This is a genomic window from Simiduia curdlanivorans (assembly GCF_030409605.1).
Lineage (GTDB): Bacteria > Pseudomonadota > Gammaproteobacteria > Pseudomonadales > Cellvibrionaceae > Simiduia > Simiduia curdlanivorans.
Genome location: NZ_JAUFQG010000004.1, coordinates 3,096,927 through 3,114,945 on the forward strand (window position 1 = coordinate 3,096,927; position 18,019 = coordinate 3,114,945).

17 protein-coding genes are annotated in these 18,019 nt (G+C 50.2%); all 17 read left to right on the forward strand.

What is annotated here, in order from left to right:
- Positions 1-107 precede the first annotated feature (107 nt).
- The 17 genes from QWY82_RS13740 (at position 108) to QWY82_RS13820 (ending at position 17,957) form a co-directional block, all read left to right on the forward strand.
- Positions 108-1,535: a flagellar hook-length control protein FliK gene (locus QWY82_RS13740; RefSeq protein ID WP_290263327.1), complete on the forward strand. Its 1,428-nt coding sequence runs from the start codon at positions 108-110 to the stop codon at positions 1,533-1,535.
- A gap of 518 nt (positions 1,536-2,053) precedes the next feature.
- On the forward strand, positions 2,054-2,587 hold the full coding sequence (locus QWY82_RS13745) for a flagellar basal body-associated FliL family protein (RefSeq protein ID WP_290263329.1): 534 nt from the start codon (positions 2,054-2,056) through the stop codon (positions 2,585-2,587).
- 9 nt (positions 2,588-2,596) lie between these two features.
- Positions 2,597-3,592 (forward strand): flagellar motor switch protein FliM, encoded by a 996-nt coding sequence (gene fliM, locus QWY82_RS13750; protein WP_290263331.1) that lies wholly within the window; start codon positions 2,597-2,599, stop codon positions 3,590-3,592.
- 42 nt (positions 3,593-3,634) lie between these two features.
- Positions 3,635-4,081 carry a flagellar motor switch protein FliN gene (fliN, locus tag QWY82_RS13755; RefSeq protein ID WP_290263333.1) on the forward strand — a complete coding sequence of 149 codons (447 nt, stop codon included), beginning with the start codon at positions 3,635-3,637 and terminating at the stop codon, positions 4,079-4,081.
- A 5-nt stretch (positions 4,082-4,086) separates the two neighbouring features.
- Positions 4,087-4,557, forward strand: a complete 471-nt coding sequence (locus QWY82_RS13760) for a FliO/MopB family protein (protein WP_290263335.1) — start codon at positions 4,087-4,089, stop codon at positions 4,555-4,557.
- A complete protein-coding gene (fliP, locus tag QWY82_RS13765) occupies positions 4,554-5,333 on the forward strand; it encodes a flagellar type III secretion system pore protein FliP (RefSeq protein ID WP_290263338.1) in 780 nt (259 codons plus the stop codon). The genes QWY82_RS13760 and fliP overlap by 4 nt, the downstream gene beginning before the upstream one ends.
- A 2-nt stretch (positions 5,334-5,335) precedes the next feature.
- On the forward strand, positions 5,336-5,605 hold the full coding sequence (locus QWY82_RS13770) for a flagellar biosynthetic protein FliQ (RefSeq protein WP_290263340.1): 270 nt from the start codon (positions 5,336-5,338) through the stop codon (positions 5,603-5,605).
- A gap of 3 nt (positions 5,606-5,608) precedes the next feature.
- A complete protein-coding gene (gene fliR / locus QWY82_RS13775; RefSeq protein ID WP_290263341.1) occupies positions 5,609-6,385 on the forward strand; it encodes a flagellar biosynthetic protein FliR in 777 nt (258 codons plus the stop codon).
- Between the two features lie 12 nt (positions 6,386-6,397).
- Positions 6,398-7,534: a flagellar biosynthesis protein FlhB gene (gene flhB / locus QWY82_RS13780; RefSeq protein ID WP_290263343.1), complete on the forward strand. Its 1,137-nt coding sequence runs from the start codon at positions 6,398-6,400 to the stop codon at positions 7,532-7,534.
- A gap of 33 nt (positions 7,535-7,567) precedes the next feature.
- Positions 7,568-8,674 carry an SMP-30/gluconolactonase/LRE family protein gene (locus tag QWY82_RS13785; RefSeq protein ID WP_290263344.1) on the forward strand — a complete coding sequence of 369 codons (1,107 nt, stop codon included), beginning with the start codon at positions 7,568-7,570 and terminating at the stop codon, positions 8,672-8,674.
- A gap of 406 nt (positions 8,675-9,080) precedes the next feature.
- Positions 9,081-11,273: a flagellar biosynthesis protein FlhA gene (flhA, locus tag QWY82_RS13790; protein WP_290263346.1), complete on the forward strand. Its 2,193-nt coding sequence runs from the start codon at positions 9,081-9,083 to the stop codon at positions 11,271-11,273.
- Between the two features lie 23 nt (positions 11,274-11,296).
- On the forward strand, positions 11,297-12,748 hold the full coding sequence (flhF, locus tag QWY82_RS13795; protein ID WP_290263348.1) for a flagellar biosynthesis GTPase FlhF: 1,452 nt from the start codon (positions 11,297-11,299) through the stop codon (positions 12,746-12,748).
- Positions 12,749-12,778: 30 nt separating this feature from the next.
- Positions 12,779-13,603: a MinD/ParA family protein gene (locus tag QWY82_RS13800; protein WP_290263350.1), complete on the forward strand. Its 825-nt coding sequence runs from the start codon at positions 12,779-12,781 to the stop codon at positions 13,601-13,603.
- Positions 13,604-13,606: 3 nt separating this feature from the next.
- On the forward strand, positions 13,607-14,359 hold the full coding sequence (locus tag QWY82_RS13805; protein ID WP_290263352.1) for an RNA polymerase sigma factor FliA: 753 nt from the start codon (positions 13,607-13,609) through the stop codon (positions 14,357-14,359).
- A gap of 107 nt (positions 14,360-14,466) precedes the next feature.
- Positions 14,467-14,850, forward strand: a complete 384-nt coding sequence (gene cheY / locus QWY82_RS13810) for a chemotaxis response regulator CheY (protein WP_290263354.1) — start codon at positions 14,467-14,469, stop codon at positions 14,848-14,850.
- Positions 14,851-14,875: 25 nt separating this feature from the next.
- Positions 14,876-15,649, forward strand: coding sequence for a protein phosphatase CheZ (locus QWY82_RS13815; RefSeq protein ID WP_290263356.1), 774 nt, complete (start codon positions 14,876-14,878; stop codon positions 15,647-15,649).
- A 31-nt stretch (positions 15,650-15,680) separates the two neighbouring features.
- On the forward strand, positions 15,681-17,957 hold the full coding sequence (locus tag QWY82_RS13820) for a chemotaxis protein CheA (protein ID WP_290263358.1): 2,277 nt from the start codon (positions 15,681-15,683) through the stop codon (positions 17,955-17,957).
- The last annotated feature ends 62 nt before the right edge of the window (positions 17,958-18,019 follow it).

Consider the following 18,019-nt stretch of genomic DNA (forward strand, 5'->3'; position numbering starts at 1 on the left):
ACTAGATCCATTAAGGCCTTTGCAAGAGGTCTTAGTGTTTGGATGAGCAGCAATATTTGCCTTAATGGGGCAAATTGTTGCCGGTTATTAACCATGGGGTTGTAGTTATGAGCATAAACCAAGCGGCAATAAGCGGGTTGAGTGCGTTGATGTCTTTAGGTGCGAAATCAAAACCCGTAGCACGAGAGGATGGTTTTAAAACCGCGATGGCGGATGCGCAGGTGCAGCACACACGGGCAACCCCTAAGCCTAAAAGAGAGCCAGAACAAAAAAGCGTCGCTCGGGAAGCTAAACCAGCCGACTCAGCTGCAAGTGCATCTAAGGCTGTGAAGGACGAGGGCTCTGAAGTCGATCAATCTGCAACCAAACAGCAGGCATCCTCCGCAAGCGCTGAACATGATAAAGGCTCAGCCGAAGCGCATATGGCTCAAAACGACACTCACACCGATGAACAGGCCTCATATGTCGTGCCCGCAGAGCGGCAAGATTTACCGCGACCAGATGGTTTAGCGGAGCCCTTAGGGCTTTCAATACCGCAATTTCAGCTTGCAGCAAGCCACAACCGCCTTGGTTTAGGTGTCGATGGTGTTGGCATAGCGGTTCAACTAGGCGAAAATCCGCTGGCGGCACTCGCCGAGCTAGAGGGGAGCACTCTTCTTGCGTCCAGTTATCTCTCTGGTGGCGCTGCAGGTGTGACAGATTTGACTGGCGTGCTAGGCGTTTCTGAGCCACTGGCCGGCGCAAATATGGCTTTGTTATCCGCACCGCAAGCGGGGCAGATGACAGTTTCGCCCCAGGCACTTAAAGCCGGCGAGGGCCTCGTAAACCTGGGGCTCACAAGCGCGGAGGATGCAACACTGAATTTAGGGCGTGAACTCGATGTGGATAGCCCTGTAAAGGGCCAGGTGGCGACGGCAGTTAACGATAAGCTCTTACAAAGCCCGAGCCAAAAAGTACTCGCGGCTGCCCTAATAATGCAGGCCGATGCAGATAGCATAAAAATCGCCCAATCGCTGGATCATCCAGCGGCCGCGCTTAAGAAAGGCTCGAGTGACGCAATGTCGAGCATCTCCAGCACTTTGTCCACAAGTGCCAACAGCCTTAATGGTCGAGTGCAACCCATCACTGTTCCAGTTAGTCAACCGCACTGGGCTCAGTCGGCTGGCGAGCGGGTTGTTTGGATGGTGTCACAAAAGCTGCAATCGGCAGAAATTCAGTTAGATCCACCAGAATTGGGGCCGCTCCAAGTCAAGGTCAGCGTGCAGCACGACCAAGTGAGCATTACCTTCGTTAGTCACAGTGCGCAGGTGCGCGACGCGTTAGATCAACACGCGTTGCGCTTAAGGGAAATGTTCGAAGGCCAAGGTCTCGACCTTGTGGATGTCGATGTGTCAGATCAATCCTTCCAGCAGCGCGAAGAGCAGGGCGACAGTCAGCCTCGCTCCGGTAATCCGCAAGATGACGACAAGCTAGACAGTGATGTGCAAATGATCGCGTCCAAGGTATCCAGCCAACTTGTCGACCACTTTGTCTAATTAACGCACGCTTAACCTCATCTAGGGAACCTCTGAATAACTCTGGTGCCGCTCTGGCTTCCAACAAATTTCGTGGGCTAGGCGCGGCTTCGAAGGCATACCGGGGTCTGTCGAGAAGTCGCAAGCGGATGGCCGCCCCCAACTCACACGGAATTTGCTGGAAGCCCCGCAGGGCGCGGCCTTTAGCGGCCTCCGCTACGTTGAGCTTCTTGCTAAGGGCTAAGGCCATTAGCTGCGAAACTCGCCTTGCGGCTGACCGCTACAGGTCACGCAGAGCGGTACCGGAGTTATTCAGAGGTTCCCTAGCAACGCGCCGCCAAAAAGTCGGCGCTCACGGTTAGTTCGTCGCATCAGTGAACTACACTTCTACTGCACAAACTGTGCTTTGTGCCATAGCGCAAGTCTTTGGTTAAACCTCTAGGTGTTAAGGTCTTGCGGGAGCCTAGTCGCATATGGCACGCAGTTTGCTGGAACCCTTTATATGGGATTTTTAGTTGTCAAAACGACGGACTTTTGACATGGCAAAACCAAATGAAACACCCGAAGTAGAAAACGCACCTGAAGGCGCTGGCGGCAAGAAAAAACTCATCATTTTAATTGTCTTAGGCATGGTTTTGGTTGGTATCTCTGTGGGCGGCACCTTGTTTGCTCTGAAAATGTTTAGCGGTGAAGAAGCGGCCGTTGCAGCAGAAGGCGATGAAGAGGGTGAAGCGACTGCGCCTGTAGTAAAACTTCCAGCAGTCTATTTCCCTTTGAAACCAGCCATTATTGTCAACTTTCAATCGCGAGGCCGGCAGCGATTTTTGCAAGCGGAGGTGACCTTAAAGATTCGCGAACCGGATGTTGTCGCCGCTGTTGAGTTACACATGCCGATGATTCGCAATGCCTTAGTAATGTTGCTCGGTGGCCAAGTCTATGAGGACTTGCAGACCCATGAAGGCAAAGAACTTTTACGTCAACAAGCGCTGGCAGAAATTCAGCGCTTAATTGAAATTGAAATTGGTAAGCCTGGCGTCGAGCAAGTGCTGTTTACCAACTTCGTGATGCAGTAGGGGTCAAGGGTGCAAGATCTATTATCACAAGACGAGATTGATGCCTTACTCCACGGTGTCGATGATGGCGATATAGATACCGATTCCGACGATGAGCCGGGCTCGGTCAAATCCTATGATTTAACCAGTCAAGATCGTATCGTTCGCGGGCGTATGCCCACCTTAGAAATGATTAACGAACGCTTTGCGCGCTACATGCGCATCAGCATGTTTAACTTGTTGCGCCGCACCGCAGATGTATCTTCTGGTGGCATACAGATTCAAAAATTTGGTGAATATGTACATACCCTGTATGTGCCTACCAGCTTAAATATGGTGAAGTTTCGGCCGTTACGCGGCACGGCCTTGCTGATTTTGGATGCCAAGCTTGTGTTCAAGCTGGTTGATAATTTTTTTGGCGGCGACGGTCGCCATGCCAAAATTGAAGGTCGGGAATTTACCCCCACTGAACTGCGTGTGGTGCAGATTGTACTAGAGCAGGCCTTTATCGATTTACGCGAGGCTTGGAAAGCGGTTATGCCCATTGAGTTTGACTACATAAACTCAGAAGTTAACCCGTCCATGGCTAATATTGTTAGCCCGAGTGAAGTGGTGGTAGTAAGTACCTTCCATGTAGAGTTAGATGGTGGCGGCGGCGACTTCCATATTACCTTGCCTTACTCGATGATCGAGCCCATTCGCGAAGTGTTAGATGCAGGCTTACAGAGTGATTCAGATGATCAAGACGAGCGTTGGGTAAAATCCTTGCGTGAAGATGTGATGAGCGCGAAAGTAAAATTGGAATGCGATATAGCCCGAGGCCAAATCACGCTTAGAGACATTGTGAATTTAAAGGCTGGCGATGTAATACCCATTAACTTTCCCGAACAACACATTATCACGGCCAACGGTGTGCCCGTTTTTCAGGCAAAGTTTGGTCAGTCGCGAAAAAATTTAGCCTTTTCTATTGAAGAGTTTATCGACCGGTCTAAGCCCGGCTATTTGAGCGATATCGGTTTTGAATAGATATGGCTTGGGCTTGGGTTTGAATACGAGTGGGAGCATGTAATGACTGATGACAATACACCAGATAATGGCGAAGAGCCGGATCAGGACGCCATGGCCGATGAATGGGCTGCGGCAATGGCCGAGCAGGGTGATGAGGAAGATGAGGATGAAGAGGAGTTGCCCAAGGCTGCCGCGCAGACGATGAATTTAGACGAGTTTAGCGAGTCGCCGAAAGCAAATCACGGAGGTCAGGATCTAGACACGATTCTGGACATTCCCGTCAGTATCTCCATGGAGGTTGGCAGCACCTCGATTACGATTCGTAATCTCTTACAGCTTAATCAGGGCTCTGTTATCGAATTAGATCGACTCGCCGGTGAACCCCTCGATGTGTTGGTCAACGGCACACTTATCGCCCATGGCGAGGTGGTGGTGGTCAATGAAAAGTTCGGCATTCGCATGACCGATGTCGTTAGTCCGTCGGAACGCATAAAGCGGTTGAGGTAACTACATTGAGCACTGAGTTAAAACCAATAGCGGAAACTACTGGGTCGCTGTTAACTGCTGCGCCAACTGCGGCATTAAAGGCGCAGACCACAAGCGATATGGCGGTGCAATTGATTCAGGTGCTGGGCTCACTCGGCTTGGTCATTGGTTTGGTGTTTTTGCTCGCCTATTTGATAAAGAAAAACCAAGGCTTTTCCTCATCAGTTAAACAGTTAAAGGTCATCGAGCGTTTAGCCTTAACGAATAAAGATCAATTGTTGCTTGTGAGTTTACATGGCAAGGAAGTTTTACTTGGCGTTTCAGCGGCTGGTATTAACACCTTACTGACTTTTGACGAAGAGCCTCTCGCTGTTTCTGAGCACATGACTGAGCAAGGGGCAGCCCAAAAGTCGACCGGGGTGGACCCGTTAAAACGAAAGCAGGGTAATTTTGCCCACCATCTTCAGCAGATATTGACGACGCGGATGGCATCATGAGATTCGCCCAGATTGCCAGTTTACTTCTGTTGTTTTTATTCTCTTCAGCGGTGTTTGCCGCTGAAGAACAGAGTGTTATCGATACCTTTAACAGTATGAAGGGTATACCAGCGGTTACCATGACCAATAATCCGGATGGCAGCCAAGATTACACGGTGACTATTCAGATACTGGCGATTATGACGTCCCTGACGTTACTGCCAGCGATACTCATGATGATGACGAGCTTTACCAGAATCATTATTGTGTTTTCAATTTTAAGGCAAGCACTGGGGTTACAGCAGGCACCGTCAAATCAAATACTCATTGGTTTATCCTTGTTCCTAACGTTTTTTATTATGACACCGGTGCTGGAACAGGTGCACGACAGCGCCTTAGTTCCCTATATGAATGAGGTTGTCACCTCAAAAGAGGCCGTGGGGCTTGCCGCAAAGCCGTTTCGAGAATTTATGCTCGGCCAAACACGGGAGACAGATCTCGATCTTTTCCTAGATATTGGCCGCTATGGCGATGTCGCCAGCGTTGAAGATGTACCGATGTCGGTACTTATTCCTGCCTTCGTTACCAGTGAACTGAAAACTGCCTTTCAAATTGGCTTTATGTTATTCATTCCCTTTTTGGTAATTGATCTTGTTGTGGCGAGTGTGTTAATGGCGATGGGTATGATGATGTTGTCGCCACTGATTATTTCTTTGCCCTTTAAAATTATGCTGTTTGTACTTGTGGATGGCTGGGCTATGGTGATCGGTACCTTGGCCGCCAGTTTTGGAGTCTGACAATGACACCTGAAGTCGTCATGGATTTATTCGCCAATGGTTTTTATCTGGCCGTTTTGGTGATTTCAGTGATTGTGGGGCCAGCTTTGGCGGTCGGGCTTTTAGTCAGTATGTTTCAGGCCGCCACCCAAATTAACGAACAAACCTTAAGCTTCCTGCCGCGCCTTCTCGTAACCCTAGCGACCATTATGATCGCAGGCGGCTGGTTGTTGATGAAATTTATGGATTTGTTTGAGCGAACCTTCCAACAAATCCCATTGCTTATCGGGTGATACGTGGAATTTTCTGCCGAACTTCTCGTGCAAGGGGCGTCTCAGTATTTTCTACCCTTGGCGCGTCTCTCGGCATTTATGTTGGCGGCCCCAATTTTTGGTTCCCGTCTTATCGCAACGCGGGTGCGTCTACTGTTAGCGCTTTTAGTCACCTTATTGTTAGTCCCGTCCTTACCTGAGTTGCCCAAAGTCGAAGGTTTTGGGCTTTCAACATTATTACTCGTTGTTCAGCAAACACTTATTGGTTTTGTCGCTGGTTTTTCCATGCAGGTAGCCTTTCAAGTGGTAGTGCTAGGCGGCCAATTTATTGCAATGAAAATGGGTTTAGGCTTTGCCTCGATGAATGATCCCTCGAACGGCGTTACCGTTACCATCGTGTCTCAATACTATCTTATGTTGGTAACCTTGCTATTTGTAGTCGGTGACGGCCACTTACTGTTGTTGCGTATTCTGGCTGAAAGCTTTTATTCCTTGCCTATTGGTTCAGGCTGGGTACCCGCGGCACTGTTGTGGGACCTTGTGGCTACAGGCAGCTGGATGTTCGGTGCAGCGCTTTTATTGGCCCTGCCTGTTCTCACTTCCTTGATGATCGTTAATATCTCTTTTGGTGTCATGGGGCGATCGGCCCCGCAAATGAACATATTCACCGTCGGTTTTCCAATTACTTTGATTTTGGGGATGTTTTTAATCTGGTTCGGTTTTACCACTTTTTTGGGTAACTACAATCAATTTATGCAAGAGGGTTTTGGTCTCCTGCGTCATCTGCTGAATGTATCCTAGGGGTGATTTTCTATGGCAGATGATAAAGACAGCAGTCAGGAAAAAACCGAAGAGGCCACCCCGCGAAAACTTGAAAAGGCACGCGAGGATGGCCAAGTTCCTCGCTCTAAAGAACTCACTACTACGGTTCTCTTGGTCACGGGAACCCTTGCCTTATTAGCCAGCGGCGAGTTCCTAACTAAAAAATTGGTTAAAGTTTTTAATCATAATATGGTGCTGGAACGGTCTGCGATCTTTGACACATCGCAAATGCTAACCCATATCGGGGTCGCGATGTTTGATGCGATTTTGGGGCTTGCGCCGTTATTTTTGGCCTTGGCTGTTGCGGCGTTCATTGGGCCTATTGCACTTGGCGGTTGGTTGGTGAGCGCAAAAGCACTCATGCCTAAGTTAAATCGCATGAGCCTACTCGAAGGCCTCAAGCGTATGTTTTCGATAAAATCTATCGTCGAGTTGCTTAAGGCTATCGCTAAAGTTGGCGTTATTTTGACCCTGGCAATTATTTTATTAAAAGCATTGCGCGCGGAGCTACTGGGGTTAGCGAGTGAGGCAATTATGCCGGCTATCGCACATGCCGCCTGGTTGGCAATTATTTCGGCTATTGTGTTATCGGCTAGCACCTTCGTCATCGCGGTGGTGGATGTTCCTTTTCAGATATGGGACCACGCGAAAAAATTACGCATGTCCATGCAAGACATCAAAGATGAGTATAAAGACACGGAAGGTAAGCCAGAAGTCAAAAGCCGGGTGCGACAATTGCAGCGCGAGATGGCCAATGCTCGCATGATGTCTGCTGTACCGGAGGCAGATGTTATCATTACCAACCCGACCCATTACTCCGTCGCCCTGAAGTATGACCCTGAGACCATGGCGACGCCGATTTTAGTGGCTAAAGGGGTAGACTTCACTGCATTGAAAATTCGCGAAATAGCCAATGCGCACAATATTGAAATTGTCGAGTCGCCGCCCCTGGCGCGTTCAATCTATAACACCACTGAGGTTGATAGCGAAGTGCCTGCGGGCTTGTTCGTCGCCGTGGCCCAGGTTCTGGCCTACGTGTTTCAAATTCGAAACTACCGTCGCGGCAAAGGTGCTAAGCCTAAGAAGCCCTCCGGCATCCAAATTCCGCCTAACCTAAGGTACGATTAGCGCCTTTAGGATAATAAGATTGTTAGGGCTGCTATGAACAAAAAACACACGCTGATTGTTCTTCTCTCCAGTATCAGTTTACTGGCCGGGTACCTTTGTCTTTGGCCTGTTGCCATTACCCCACAAGCTTGGCAAGCACCGTCAAATGCTGGTTTTATCGGTGCGTTTCAGCCAAACAACAAACTTACCGGCGCCGAGCTGCTAGTACTTGGGGATTTCACTGGCCCAGAAGCCGTGGTTGCTACCGTTGAACAGGGCTTGTATGTCAGTACCCACGAGGGCTGGATTTTACATGCCCCAAACCCCGAGGCTGCACTTGAGCCTTTAATTTCAACGGCTGGGCGACCCTTGGGTTTAGCCCTGGATGGGTTTGGAAATTTGTACATTGCCGATGCCTACAGAGGCCTGCTGCGCTTTCATCCCGATAGCGGTTTGGAGGTGGTCGCCGATGAATTTGACGGGCAAAAGTTAGGCTACGTGAATGATGTTGCCGTTTCCTCTCACGGCAGAATTTATTTCACTGACTCTTCAGCAAAATTTGGTGCGCGGGCCAATGGCGGCACCTATCCTGCGAGCTTGCTGGATATCATGGAGCACGGGGGCCACGGTCGCCTTTTTAGTTTTGATACCCCTAGTCAGACACTCACCGAAGTTGCCCATGGTTTTAATTTTGCTAATGGTGTTGCGGTGCGTGATGGCACTCACGAAAGCGCCGAAACCGTGTTCGTTAATGAAACCGGAAATTATCGTGTGTTGGCCTTTGAGTTGAGCGATGGCATTGTGCAATCGCAGAAAACCCTCATAGATAACCTGCCGGGATTTCCAGACAATTTGAGTCTGGCAGCGGACGGCAGCTTGTGGTTGGGGCTTGTTTCGTCGCGTAGCGAATTGCTCGATAAGCTGTCAGCCTCACCAAACCTCAGGAAACTGGTGCAAAGATTGCCCGCCATTATCCGACCAAAGGCTACGCACTATGGCATGGTGATTAATATGTCGCCGGAGGGAGAGGTTATTTCACAGCTGCAAGACCCTAGCGGTGCCATCTACACCACCACCGGCGCTACACCTTGGCACCAGTACTTGTATGTGAGTAGGTTGCACGGCACACAGCTGGCACGTCTACCACTGGATGGCATTTAAAAACCGGGTGTGATGCACTGCTGTCCCACAGTTATGGCGCGGGAGATTTTGGTGCCAGTACTTGCGACCGTCACCCGCATGGGTTGATATCGCTAATAGGCAAAGCCTGCTTTGCAGCGATAGCAACGCCCACAAAGTGTCATTGTGGGCCGGTCCCAAAGGGCGGGTGTTGAGACTAGATGGATGTATTCACGTCGTGTTGCTAGTGTGGGCACCAAACTCATGTCCAAGTACACGCCGAGATGTCGCATCTACTGTGAGGCTTAAAGCCTAACGATGGTCATATCGTTTTTGTGAGACAGCAGTGGGCGTGATTTTATTTTATAAAAATGATGCTTACCGTGTGATTTAGGTACGCTTTTTGCGATACCTCCTGTTAATAGCAGGGGAGTGTCAAAAAAGCGTTATGGCCTTACCAGGATTCAGTAGTTTAGCCGGCTTCGATGGTCGCGCTGCTTTCAACAATGCGTCCCGCGTCGGGCGCGGCAATATAGGCATCCCGTTATTGCTGTTAATGCTTTTGGGTATGATGATTTTGCCCGTGCCCGCCTTTCTATTGGATGTGTTTTTCTCCTTTAACATAGCCCTGTCAATTGTTGTTCTATTAGTGGGTGTCTACGCGCTTAGACCGCTCGATTTCGCTGTTTTTCCCACCATCTTGTTATTGGCGACGCTGCTACGGCTGGCGCTCAATGTGGCCTCAACCCGTGTGGTCTTGCTTTATGGCCACGAGGGTGGGGACGCCGCTGGTAAAGTGATTGAAGCCTTCGGCGAGGTGGTGATCGGCGGTAATTACGCGGTGGGTCTCGTGGTATTTCTGATCCTGATGATCATTAACTTTGTTGTGGTGACCAAGGGTGCTGGGCGAATCTCCGAGGTGAGTGCCCGGTTTACCTTGGATGCGATGCCTGGCAAGCAAATGGCCATCGATGCGGATTTAAACGCCGGTCTAATTAATCAAGAAGAGGCAAAACTGCGTCGCTCTGAAGTTGCCAGCGAGGCCGATTTTTATGGCGCGATGGATGGTGCCAGTAAATTTGTTCGCGGTGATGCCGTTGCCGGCATCCTGATTCTGCTTATCAATGTGATTGGCGGGCTGATTGTTGGCATGGCTCAACACCAGCTCGAGTTTCAAGACGCGCTACAAAAATATATTCTGTTGACCATTGGCGATGGCTTGGTCGCGCAAATTCCCTCGCTCTTGCTATCAACCTCAGCCGCAATCTTAGTAACTAGGGTCAACACATCCGAAGATATGAGCAATCAAATCTTCCGACAGATGTTCGATTCGCCCAAAGCTCTGGCCGTTTCTTCCGGTGTATTGCTGATTATGGGGTCTATTCCGGGCATGCCCCACGTTGCCTTTTTAGGCTTAGGTTTTGCCTGTGCCGGTCTCGCTTGGTTTATTCATAAGCGCAAGTCACAGGGTGAGCTGGTGGAAGAGGGGCCTAGCACCGCGAAGCGTCGACCCAGCGATAAACCCAGCACCGCAGGTGCTGCTGAGTTGCGCGACCCCCAGGCGCCGGCACTCGAACACAAAGCGGAACCTATTGAAGTAACGTGGGACGATGTTAAGCCGGTGGATGTTATCGGCCTAGAGGTGGGTTATCGGCTGATTCCCATGGTCGACAAAGGTCAGGGCGGTGAACTACTCGGCCGGATAAGGGGCGTGCGCAAAAAAATGTCCCAAGAGGTTGGGTTTTTAGTGCCCACGGTGCACATCAGAGACAACCTAGATTTGCTGCCCGGCCAGTATCGAGTGACGCTCATGGGCGTAGCCATAGCCGAGGAAGAAGTGCATCCCGACCGGGATTTGGCGATTAACCCGGGTCAGGTGTTTGGCGAGCTCGAGGGCATTGCGGCCAAAGACCCAGCCTTCGGTTTGCCCGCCGTGTGGATTAAGCGCACCGAGCGGGATCACGCCCAAACCATGGGATATACGGTGGTTGATGCATCGACGGTGGTGGCCACCCATCTCAATCAAATACTGAGCCAGCACATCAATGAGCTTCTGGGCTTGGAAGATGTTCAACAACTGGTTGATATGCTCGCGAAAACCTCGCCCAAGTTAGCCGAGCATTTGGTGCCCGAAAGCGTCAGTTTGAAAACCTTACTTAAAGTCTTGCAGCTGTTGTTGGTTGAAAATGTCTCGATTAAAGATATGCGTAGCATCGCCGAAGCTGTCGCTGCCAACAGTGAAAAGAGTCAAGATCCCGTCACATTGTTGGCCTCGGTGCGCAGCGCTTTAAGTCGCCAGATAGTTCAGTCTTTAGTGGGGAATGAACCAGACCTGCCTGTTATTACCCTAGAACCCGCTTTGGAACAAATATTGCTGAAGACCTACCAGCAGAGTCAAAAAGGTGGCGATGGCACGCCGGTGATTGAACCTGGTTTGGCCGAAAAATTAAGGCTGTCGGTGCAGAAGGCGGCACAGAAACAAGAAGCCAGTGGTGGCCCGGTAATTTTACTTGTGGCCACCCAACTCAGGTTTCAGCTATCGCGCTTTATTCGAGCCTTTGTGCCAGAAATTGCGGTGTTAGCCTACAACGAGATTCCACAAACTAAGCAAATAACGATTGTCGCAAGCGTTGGCGCTTAGTTACCTGAAGCCAGGAGAATTCTATGGCCGTTAAAAAGATCATTGCAGCCAATATGCGCCGTGCCCTTGAGATTGCACGGGAGCAGTTAGGTGATGACGCGATTATTCTCTCTACCCGACGGCACCCGGATGGCATTGAAATGCACGCCACGGTGGAGGCAGCGTCGCGCTTTCCCGAAGAGCAGCAGGCTTTTGCCGAGCAAAAACACGATAGCCCAGCAGCCACTTTGCCGCTCGGTAGCGACAATGCCTGGCAACACCAACACCTTGTCTCCGAAGCCGTTTCACAGGCAAAGCCGGCACCAAGCGGTCAGGCGCGCCCTTTTGGCGGCAAGACTGGCTCTCAGTTAGCCGATGAAATCGAAATGGCTCGGCAGAAAATGCTGGCGGCTAAGCGCAAGGAGCAGGGCACTCAAACAAACCAACCTGTTGTGGCTGCCGATAGTAACGAGAGGGCTGATGTGTGGGCATCGCAGCTAGCGAAGAAAAGCGTTCCAGTCACTGCACCTAAAGACATGAGGCCCAGACCCGCCGTCGAAGACACTTTCTCACAGCAAGCGGAAATGTCCCGCTTGCATCAAGAGCTCAGTGAAATGCGCGCCATGCTACAGGCAAGGTTGCAAGAACCCCATTTGCACAGGCCCCTAGTAGCCACTGAATTGGTGAGCAAATTTCACAGCTTAGGTTTGCCCGATTTTCAAGCGGAGCGGCTAATAGCGTCAGTTAATACCGAACTGCCTGTAGCGAAAGCCTGGCCAGAAGCGTTGGCGTTGCTTTCGCAGCGCATACCGACGGCGGGCAGAGATGTGATTGAAAGTGGCGGGGTATTTGCCTTCATCGGTCCCACCGGCGTGGGTAAAACCACAACCTTGGCTAAGCTTGCCGTGCGTTTTGTGATCAAACACGGTGCCGAAGGGCTTGCCATTGTCACTACAGACAACTATCGCCTAGCGGCTCACGAACAATTAAATGCCTTGGGACAAATTCTTTCTGTACCCGTAAAAGTGGTATCTGAGGGCGAGTCGCTACAGCAGGTTCTCGTTAACCTCAGCCATAAAAAGCTGGTGTTAATAGACACAGCCGGTCTGCGCCATGGCGACCCTAAACTGAAAGCCCAGCTCGAACAGCTGCGCAGTGCCGGCAAGGTGAATAGCCTGCTGGTGATGGCGGCAAATAGCCAGTTGCAGATGTTAAAAGCGAGTTATCATGCCTACGGTGCGGCGCACCCATCGGCCGTCATTTTAACCAAGCTCGATGAAACACCTTCCCTTGGTGAGGCGATCGGACTGCTATTGCAGCACCGCTTGCCATTGGCTTACACCACCGACGGCCAAGAAATTCCAGCCGATATTCAGATAGCGAAAGGCCATCAAGTGGTGGCTAAGGCAGCACAGTTTGGCGCGCAAAGCCATGTGGAGGGTAAATTTGCGGCATCGGCCGAATCAAGTCGGCAGGTTCAATCCGAACAACTATAATCAAGGCAAGACTCATTTGTAGGAGTAGTCATGGGGCACCATCCAGTTCAAGTCATAGCGGTAACCGGCGGCAAGGGTGGCGTAGGGAAAAGCAATATATCGGTGAATATGAGCATAGCACTCGCGCAACTCGGTCGCAGGGTCATGCTGTTAGACGCTGACCTAGGGCTTGCCAATGTCGATGTGTTACTGGGCATTCGCGCGAATAAGACGCTCGCCGACGTGCTTTCTGGCGAATGCTCTTTGCGCGATGTGCTGATCAGCGGTCCCGGAGGGGTTAGGATTGTGCCCGCGTCGTCCGGGGTTCAGCAAATGGCTTCCCTTAGTAAACAGCAGCATGGCGCGCTTATTCGCGCTTTTAGCGATATTTCGGATCAGTTGGATGTGTTGGTAATCGACACAGCCGCAGGCATTAGCGATACCGTGGTGAGTTTTGTACGGGCTGCCAACGAGGCGCTAGTGGTGGTCTGTGACGAACCATCGTCGGTGACGGACGCCTATGCACTCATTAAGTTATTGCATAGAGATGCGGGCATGCAGCGTTTTCGCGTGGTGGCGAATATGACGCGCTCTGCCAATGAAGGCCAATTGTTGGTCAAGCGTTTGCAGCAAGTGTGCGACAAGTTCCTCGACGTAGCCCTACAATTTGAGGGCTCTGTGCCCTTTGATGAAAATGTGCGCAAAGCCGTGCAACACCAGAAAGCCCTGGTCGACTATTCACCGCAATCGAAGGCATCGATTGCCATCAGATCTTTGGCAAGCCGAGTTTCAGAGTGGCCATTACCGAAAGCTGCGTCAGGCAATTTGGAGTTTTTTGTTGAGCGTTTGCTAGAAACATCGGAAGCAGGCGTTTGACCGATGGCAGCAGTTGAGGGGTTAGCCATGTACGATCAGGCAAGTCGCGAAGCCAGTGATCCCATTCGAATCGAAGATTATGCGTCTCTGGTAAAGCGTATCGCCTACCATCTCATGCTTAAAATGCCTGCCAGTGTGCAGGTTGACGATCTTATTCAGGCCGGCATGATTGGATTAATAGAAGCGGCCCAGAAGTTTGACCCGTCCAAAGGCGCGAGCTTCGAGACCTATGCGGGTATTCGTATTCGTGGCTCAATTATGGATGAGACCCGAAAAGGTGACTGGGTGCCTCGTTCCGTTCACAGAAATGCCCGCCGCGTGGCTGAGACAGTACGCTACTTAGAAGCTAGATTAGGGCGTACGGCGAGCGAAAAAGAGATCGCCGATGAGCTCTCTGTCAGCCTCGATGAATACCGAAGCATTCTGCAGGATACCTCTAGCAGCAAGCTTTTCAGCTACGAAGAGTCTGCCGGCGACGACGATTCAGTGCTCGACGAGAAGCCCACGTCCATAGGCTTAGAGCCCCCCACAGACGCTTTTGAGCGGCAGGCGCTAAAGCAATCGCTTGCGCAGGCGATAACCCAACTACCCGAAAGGGAACAATTGGTACTTTCTCTGTACTACGACGAGGAATTGAACCTAAAGGAAATAGGCCAGGTTCTGGGTGTGAGCGAATCCCGTGTTTCTCAAATACACTCTCAGGCAGCCGCACGGCTAAAGGCCAAGCTTTCCGGTTGGCATAGAGACACCGATTAGACCAAACAGCAATAAAATGAACGATTTAATGACTAAAACTGGCTAGTAGTCATCCAGCTACTAGACTGAAAGTTGAATGGGGTCCAGCAGGTACGACGGAGGTTGCTTTGGACAAAAACATGAAAATTCTTATCGTTGATGACTTTTCAACAATGAGACGCATCATCAAAAACCTTTTACGTGATTTAGGCTTCAGTAATACGCAAGAGGCTGATGATGGCGCAACGGCACTTCCCATGTTGAAATCGGGAGATTTCGATTTTTTGGTCACCGACTGGAATATGCCTGGCATGACAGGTATTGAACTGCTCAAACACGTTCGTGCTGACGAGCGCTTAGCCGCGCTACCGGTATTGATGGTGACGGCCGAAGCGAAGAGAGATCAGATTATTGAGGCAGCTCAAGCTGGTGTGAGCGGCTATGTGGTCAAGCCTTTTACTGCCCAAGTACTCAAAGAAAAGATAGACAAAATTTTTGAGCGCGTTGGATAACCCCTAAGCAGTGACAAAGGCAGCCATGAATAACGAATCTGAAGATCTGGGCAACCAAGAGTTTGTGTCAGAGCTTCGTGATTGCGCCAAACTCCTGATCGAAAAACTGGAAGGCGACAATTACGAAGATGCATCCAAGCTGATCGAACAAATTATTGAGAGTCGCGACCGGCACCTGTTTAACAGAGTTGGGAAACTTACTCGTGGCTTACACACTGCCATCCGTAATTTTAATATCGACGCACCCGTATCAGAGGCAGATAGCCTCACCGATGCAAGTGACCGATTAAATTATGTATTAAAGCTTACTCAAGATGCAGCTGACAAAACCATGGATAAGGTCGAAGCGTCTGCGCCGATTGCCATGGACCTAGGTCGCGAAGCAAACTCCCTTAAATTGCAATGGCAAGCACTGATTCGTCGTGAATTAAGCGCGGAAGATTTTCGCGAGCTTTATAGGCGTATGGATCAGTTTTTGGATCAAATGGAAACCGGTGCTGGAATCTTAAATGCCAATCTTCAAGATATTATTTTGGAGCAAGGCTACCAGGACTTAACCGGACAAGTGTTGAAGAAAGTGATTGGATTGGTCTCGGATGTGGAAACCAGTCTGGTAGATCTAATGAGACTGGCAGGCCAAGTAGAAGAAATTACAGGAATTCAAATGCCCGCCGATAACCAAGTTGCGGCAGGTAAAGATACTGCTGGAGAAGGGCCACAAATTCACGCAGATAAACGCGGTGACGTGGTTTCGGGCCAGGACGATGTCGATGACTTACTTTCAAGTCTCGGATTCTGAGTTTAAACCTTTGCTAGTTAAGGAGCGCTGAATGGGCTTTGGCGATGACGACGATATCTTACAAGACTTCCTAGTGGAAGCAGGGGAGATATTGGAAAAATTGTCGGAACAGCTCGTAGAGTTAGAGCGCCAACCTGACGATAAGGATTTATTGAACGCCATCTTCCGTGGATTTCACACGGTTAAAGGTGGTGCTGGTTTTTTGCAATTGGGTGCAATGGTTGACTGCTGCCATATTACAGAAAATTTATTTGATATTTTACGTACTGGAAAGCGGTCGGTTACATCTGAACTTATGGATGTAGTACTGCAAGCACTGGATGCGGTAAATCTACAGTTTGATGAGGTGCAAAGCCGCGAGCCGTTGACGCCAGCGAGTGCTGAACTGATTCATCAGCTCGAAAGGTTGGTAAATCTCGAAGACTTAAATGACGCCCCTGCAGCGATAGCCGAGGTTGAGCCCGAACCAGCATCCGTCGAAGGGCAAGCGTCAAGTGCGCAAGACGTTGCTAAAGAAGGTGATATCACCGATTCAGAGTTTAACGATCTACTGGATGCGATAGATCCACCTGAAGCAAATCAAGCAGAGGCTAAACCAGAATCTGATGACATTACCGACGACGAATTCGAGGCGTTATTAGATCAATTACATGGTCAAGGTAAGGGTCCAGCTAAAAAGCAACCTGCACCGCAGGTCTCTAGTCCTGCATCTAAAGATGCTGGAAAAGGCGTTGCAGCAAACAGTAACGAAATCACCGAAGATGAATTTGATGACTTACTCGATCAATTGCATGGCAAGGGCAAGGGGCCTAGCGCCGTCGTAAAACCAAGCCCATCTCCGGCACCGGCCGCTGGCGCCAGTGACTTAATTACCGACGACGAGTTCGAAGCGCTTTTGGACGAGCTTCACGGTAAAGGCAAGGGCCCAGTTGTTGCGCCAAAGGCTGAGGCTCCAAAATCAACTGCCGCAGCGAAAAAACCGGCACCCGCAACAACACCCGCGACAACACCGGCTAAACCCGCAGCGAAATCTACACCAGAGCCTGCTGCCACAACACCTGCAAAACCATCAGCTAAAGCGCCGGTTACGCCCGCAGCACCAGCGCCCGCCCGCGATGCCACGCCAGCCCCTGCGGCTGAAACTACGGTTAGAGTGGACACCCAACGCCTCGATGACATCATGAATATGGTTGGCGAGTTGGTGTTAGTGCGAAATCGATTGGTTCGGCTCGGCTTGAATACCAACGACGAGGCGCTAACTAAGGCCGTGAGTAATTTGGATGTTGTCACCGCCGATTTGCAGACCTCGGTGATGAAAACCCGTATGCAACCCATTAAGAAAGTGTTCGGTCGCTTCCCCCGGGTTGTTCGTGATTTGGCGCGCACGTTAAAGAAAGATATTAACCTAGAGCTTCAGGGTGAGGAGACAGATCTAGATAAAAACCTCGTCGAAGCGCTGGCTGACCCCCTTGTTCACTTGGTCAGAAATTCGGTCGACCACGGCATTGAACTACCCGATGTAAGAGAGAGCAAAGGTAAGCCGCGCACGGGAAAAGTTATTCTGGCAGCGGAGCAAGAGGGCGATCATATTCTTCTGTCTATTACCGATGATGGCGGCGGTATGGACCCTGAAAAGCTGCGTGAGAAAGCGGTAGAAAAAGGCATTCTCGATGAAGATGCTGCTCAGCGACTTTCCGATGTTGAAGCTTTTGCATTGATCTTTGCCCCTGGGTTTTCTACTAAAACTGAAATTTCTGATGTGTCTGGCCGCGGTGTAGGCATGGATGTGGTCAAGACAAAAATTACCCAGTTAAATGGTTCTATCGAGATACAATCTAAGCTCAATGAAGGCACGCGAATCATCATTAAGGTTCCGCTCACATTGGCAATCATGCCCACGCTCATGATCATGCTCGCTAATCAAACCTTTGCGCTGCCATTGGTTAGCGTCAATGAAATATTTCATATGGATCTTACTCGCATCAACATTGTTGATGGACAAGAGTGTGTGACTGTTAGAGAAAAAGCCGTACCCGTGTTTCATCTGAAGCGCTGGCTCGTTAAGGGTGGGCGGGATATAAAACAGCCTAAAGCTGCACATGTGGTTATTGTTAACGTCGGAACCCAAAGAGTTGGCTTTGTAGTGGATCAACTGATAGGTCAAGAAGAGGTTGTGATTAAGCCGCTTGGCAAGATGCTCCAAGGCACACCCGGTATGGCTGGCGCGACTATCACAGGTGATGGTGGCATCGCATTAATTTTGGACGTGCCAAGCATGTTGAAACGCTATGCAGGTCAAAAACGATAGTCAGCATTATTGGCGAATATTCATGCAGTTAACTATTGTGGGGATTTTTCATAGCACGTTAA

What these genes read in the sequence shown, in the direction of transcription:
- QWY82_RS13740 (WP_290263327.1), top strand. Translation starts at nt 108, where the DNA reads ATGAGCATAAACCAAGCGGCAATAAGCGGGTTGAGTGCGTTGATGTCT.
- QWY82_RS13745 (WP_290263329.1), top strand. Translation starts at nt 2,054, where the DNA reads ATGGCAAAACCAAATGAAACACCCGAAGTAGAAAACGCACCTGAAGGC.
- fliN (WP_290263333.1), top strand. Translation starts at nt 3,635, where the DNA reads ATGACTGATGACAATACACCAGATAATGGCGAAGAGCCGGATCAGGAC.
- fliP (WP_290263338.1), top strand. Translation starts at nt 4,554, where the DNA reads ATGAGATTCGCCCAGATTGCCAGTTTACTTCTGTTGTTTTTATTCTCT.
- QWY82_RS13770 (WP_290263340.1), top strand. Translation starts at nt 5,336, where the DNA reads ATGACACCTGAAGTCGTCATGGATTTATTCGCCAATGGTTTTTATCTG.
- flhB (WP_290263343.1), top strand. Translation starts at nt 6,398, where the DNA reads ATGGCAGATGATAAAGACAGCAGTCAGGAAAAAACCGAAGAGGCCACC.
- QWY82_RS13785 (WP_290263344.1), top strand. Translation starts at nt 7,568, where the DNA reads ATGAACAAAAAACACACGCTGATTGTTCTTCTCTCCAGTATCAGTTTA.
- flhA (WP_290263346.1), top strand. Translation starts at nt 9,081, where the DNA reads ATGGCCTTACCAGGATTCAGTAGTTTAGCCGGCTTCGATGGTCGCGCT.
- flhF (WP_290263348.1), top strand. Translation starts at nt 11,297, where the DNA reads ATGGCCGTTAAAAAGATCATTGCAGCCAATATGCGCCGTGCCCTTGAG.
- QWY82_RS13800 (WP_290263350.1), top strand. Translation starts at nt 12,779, where the DNA reads ATGGGGCACCATCCAGTTCAAGTCATAGCGGTAACCGGCGGCAAGGGT.
- QWY82_RS13805 (WP_290263352.1), top strand. Translation starts at nt 13,607, where the DNA reads ATGGCAGCAGTTGAGGGGTTAGCCATGTACGATCAGGCAAGTCGCGAA.
- QWY82_RS13815 (WP_290263356.1), top strand. Translation starts at nt 14,876, where the DNA reads ATGAATAACGAATCTGAAGATCTGGGCAACCAAGAGTTTGTGTCAGAG.
- QWY82_RS13820 (WP_290263358.1), top strand. Translation starts at nt 15,681, where the DNA reads ATGGGCTTTGGCGATGACGACGATATCTTACAAGACTTCCTAGTGGAA.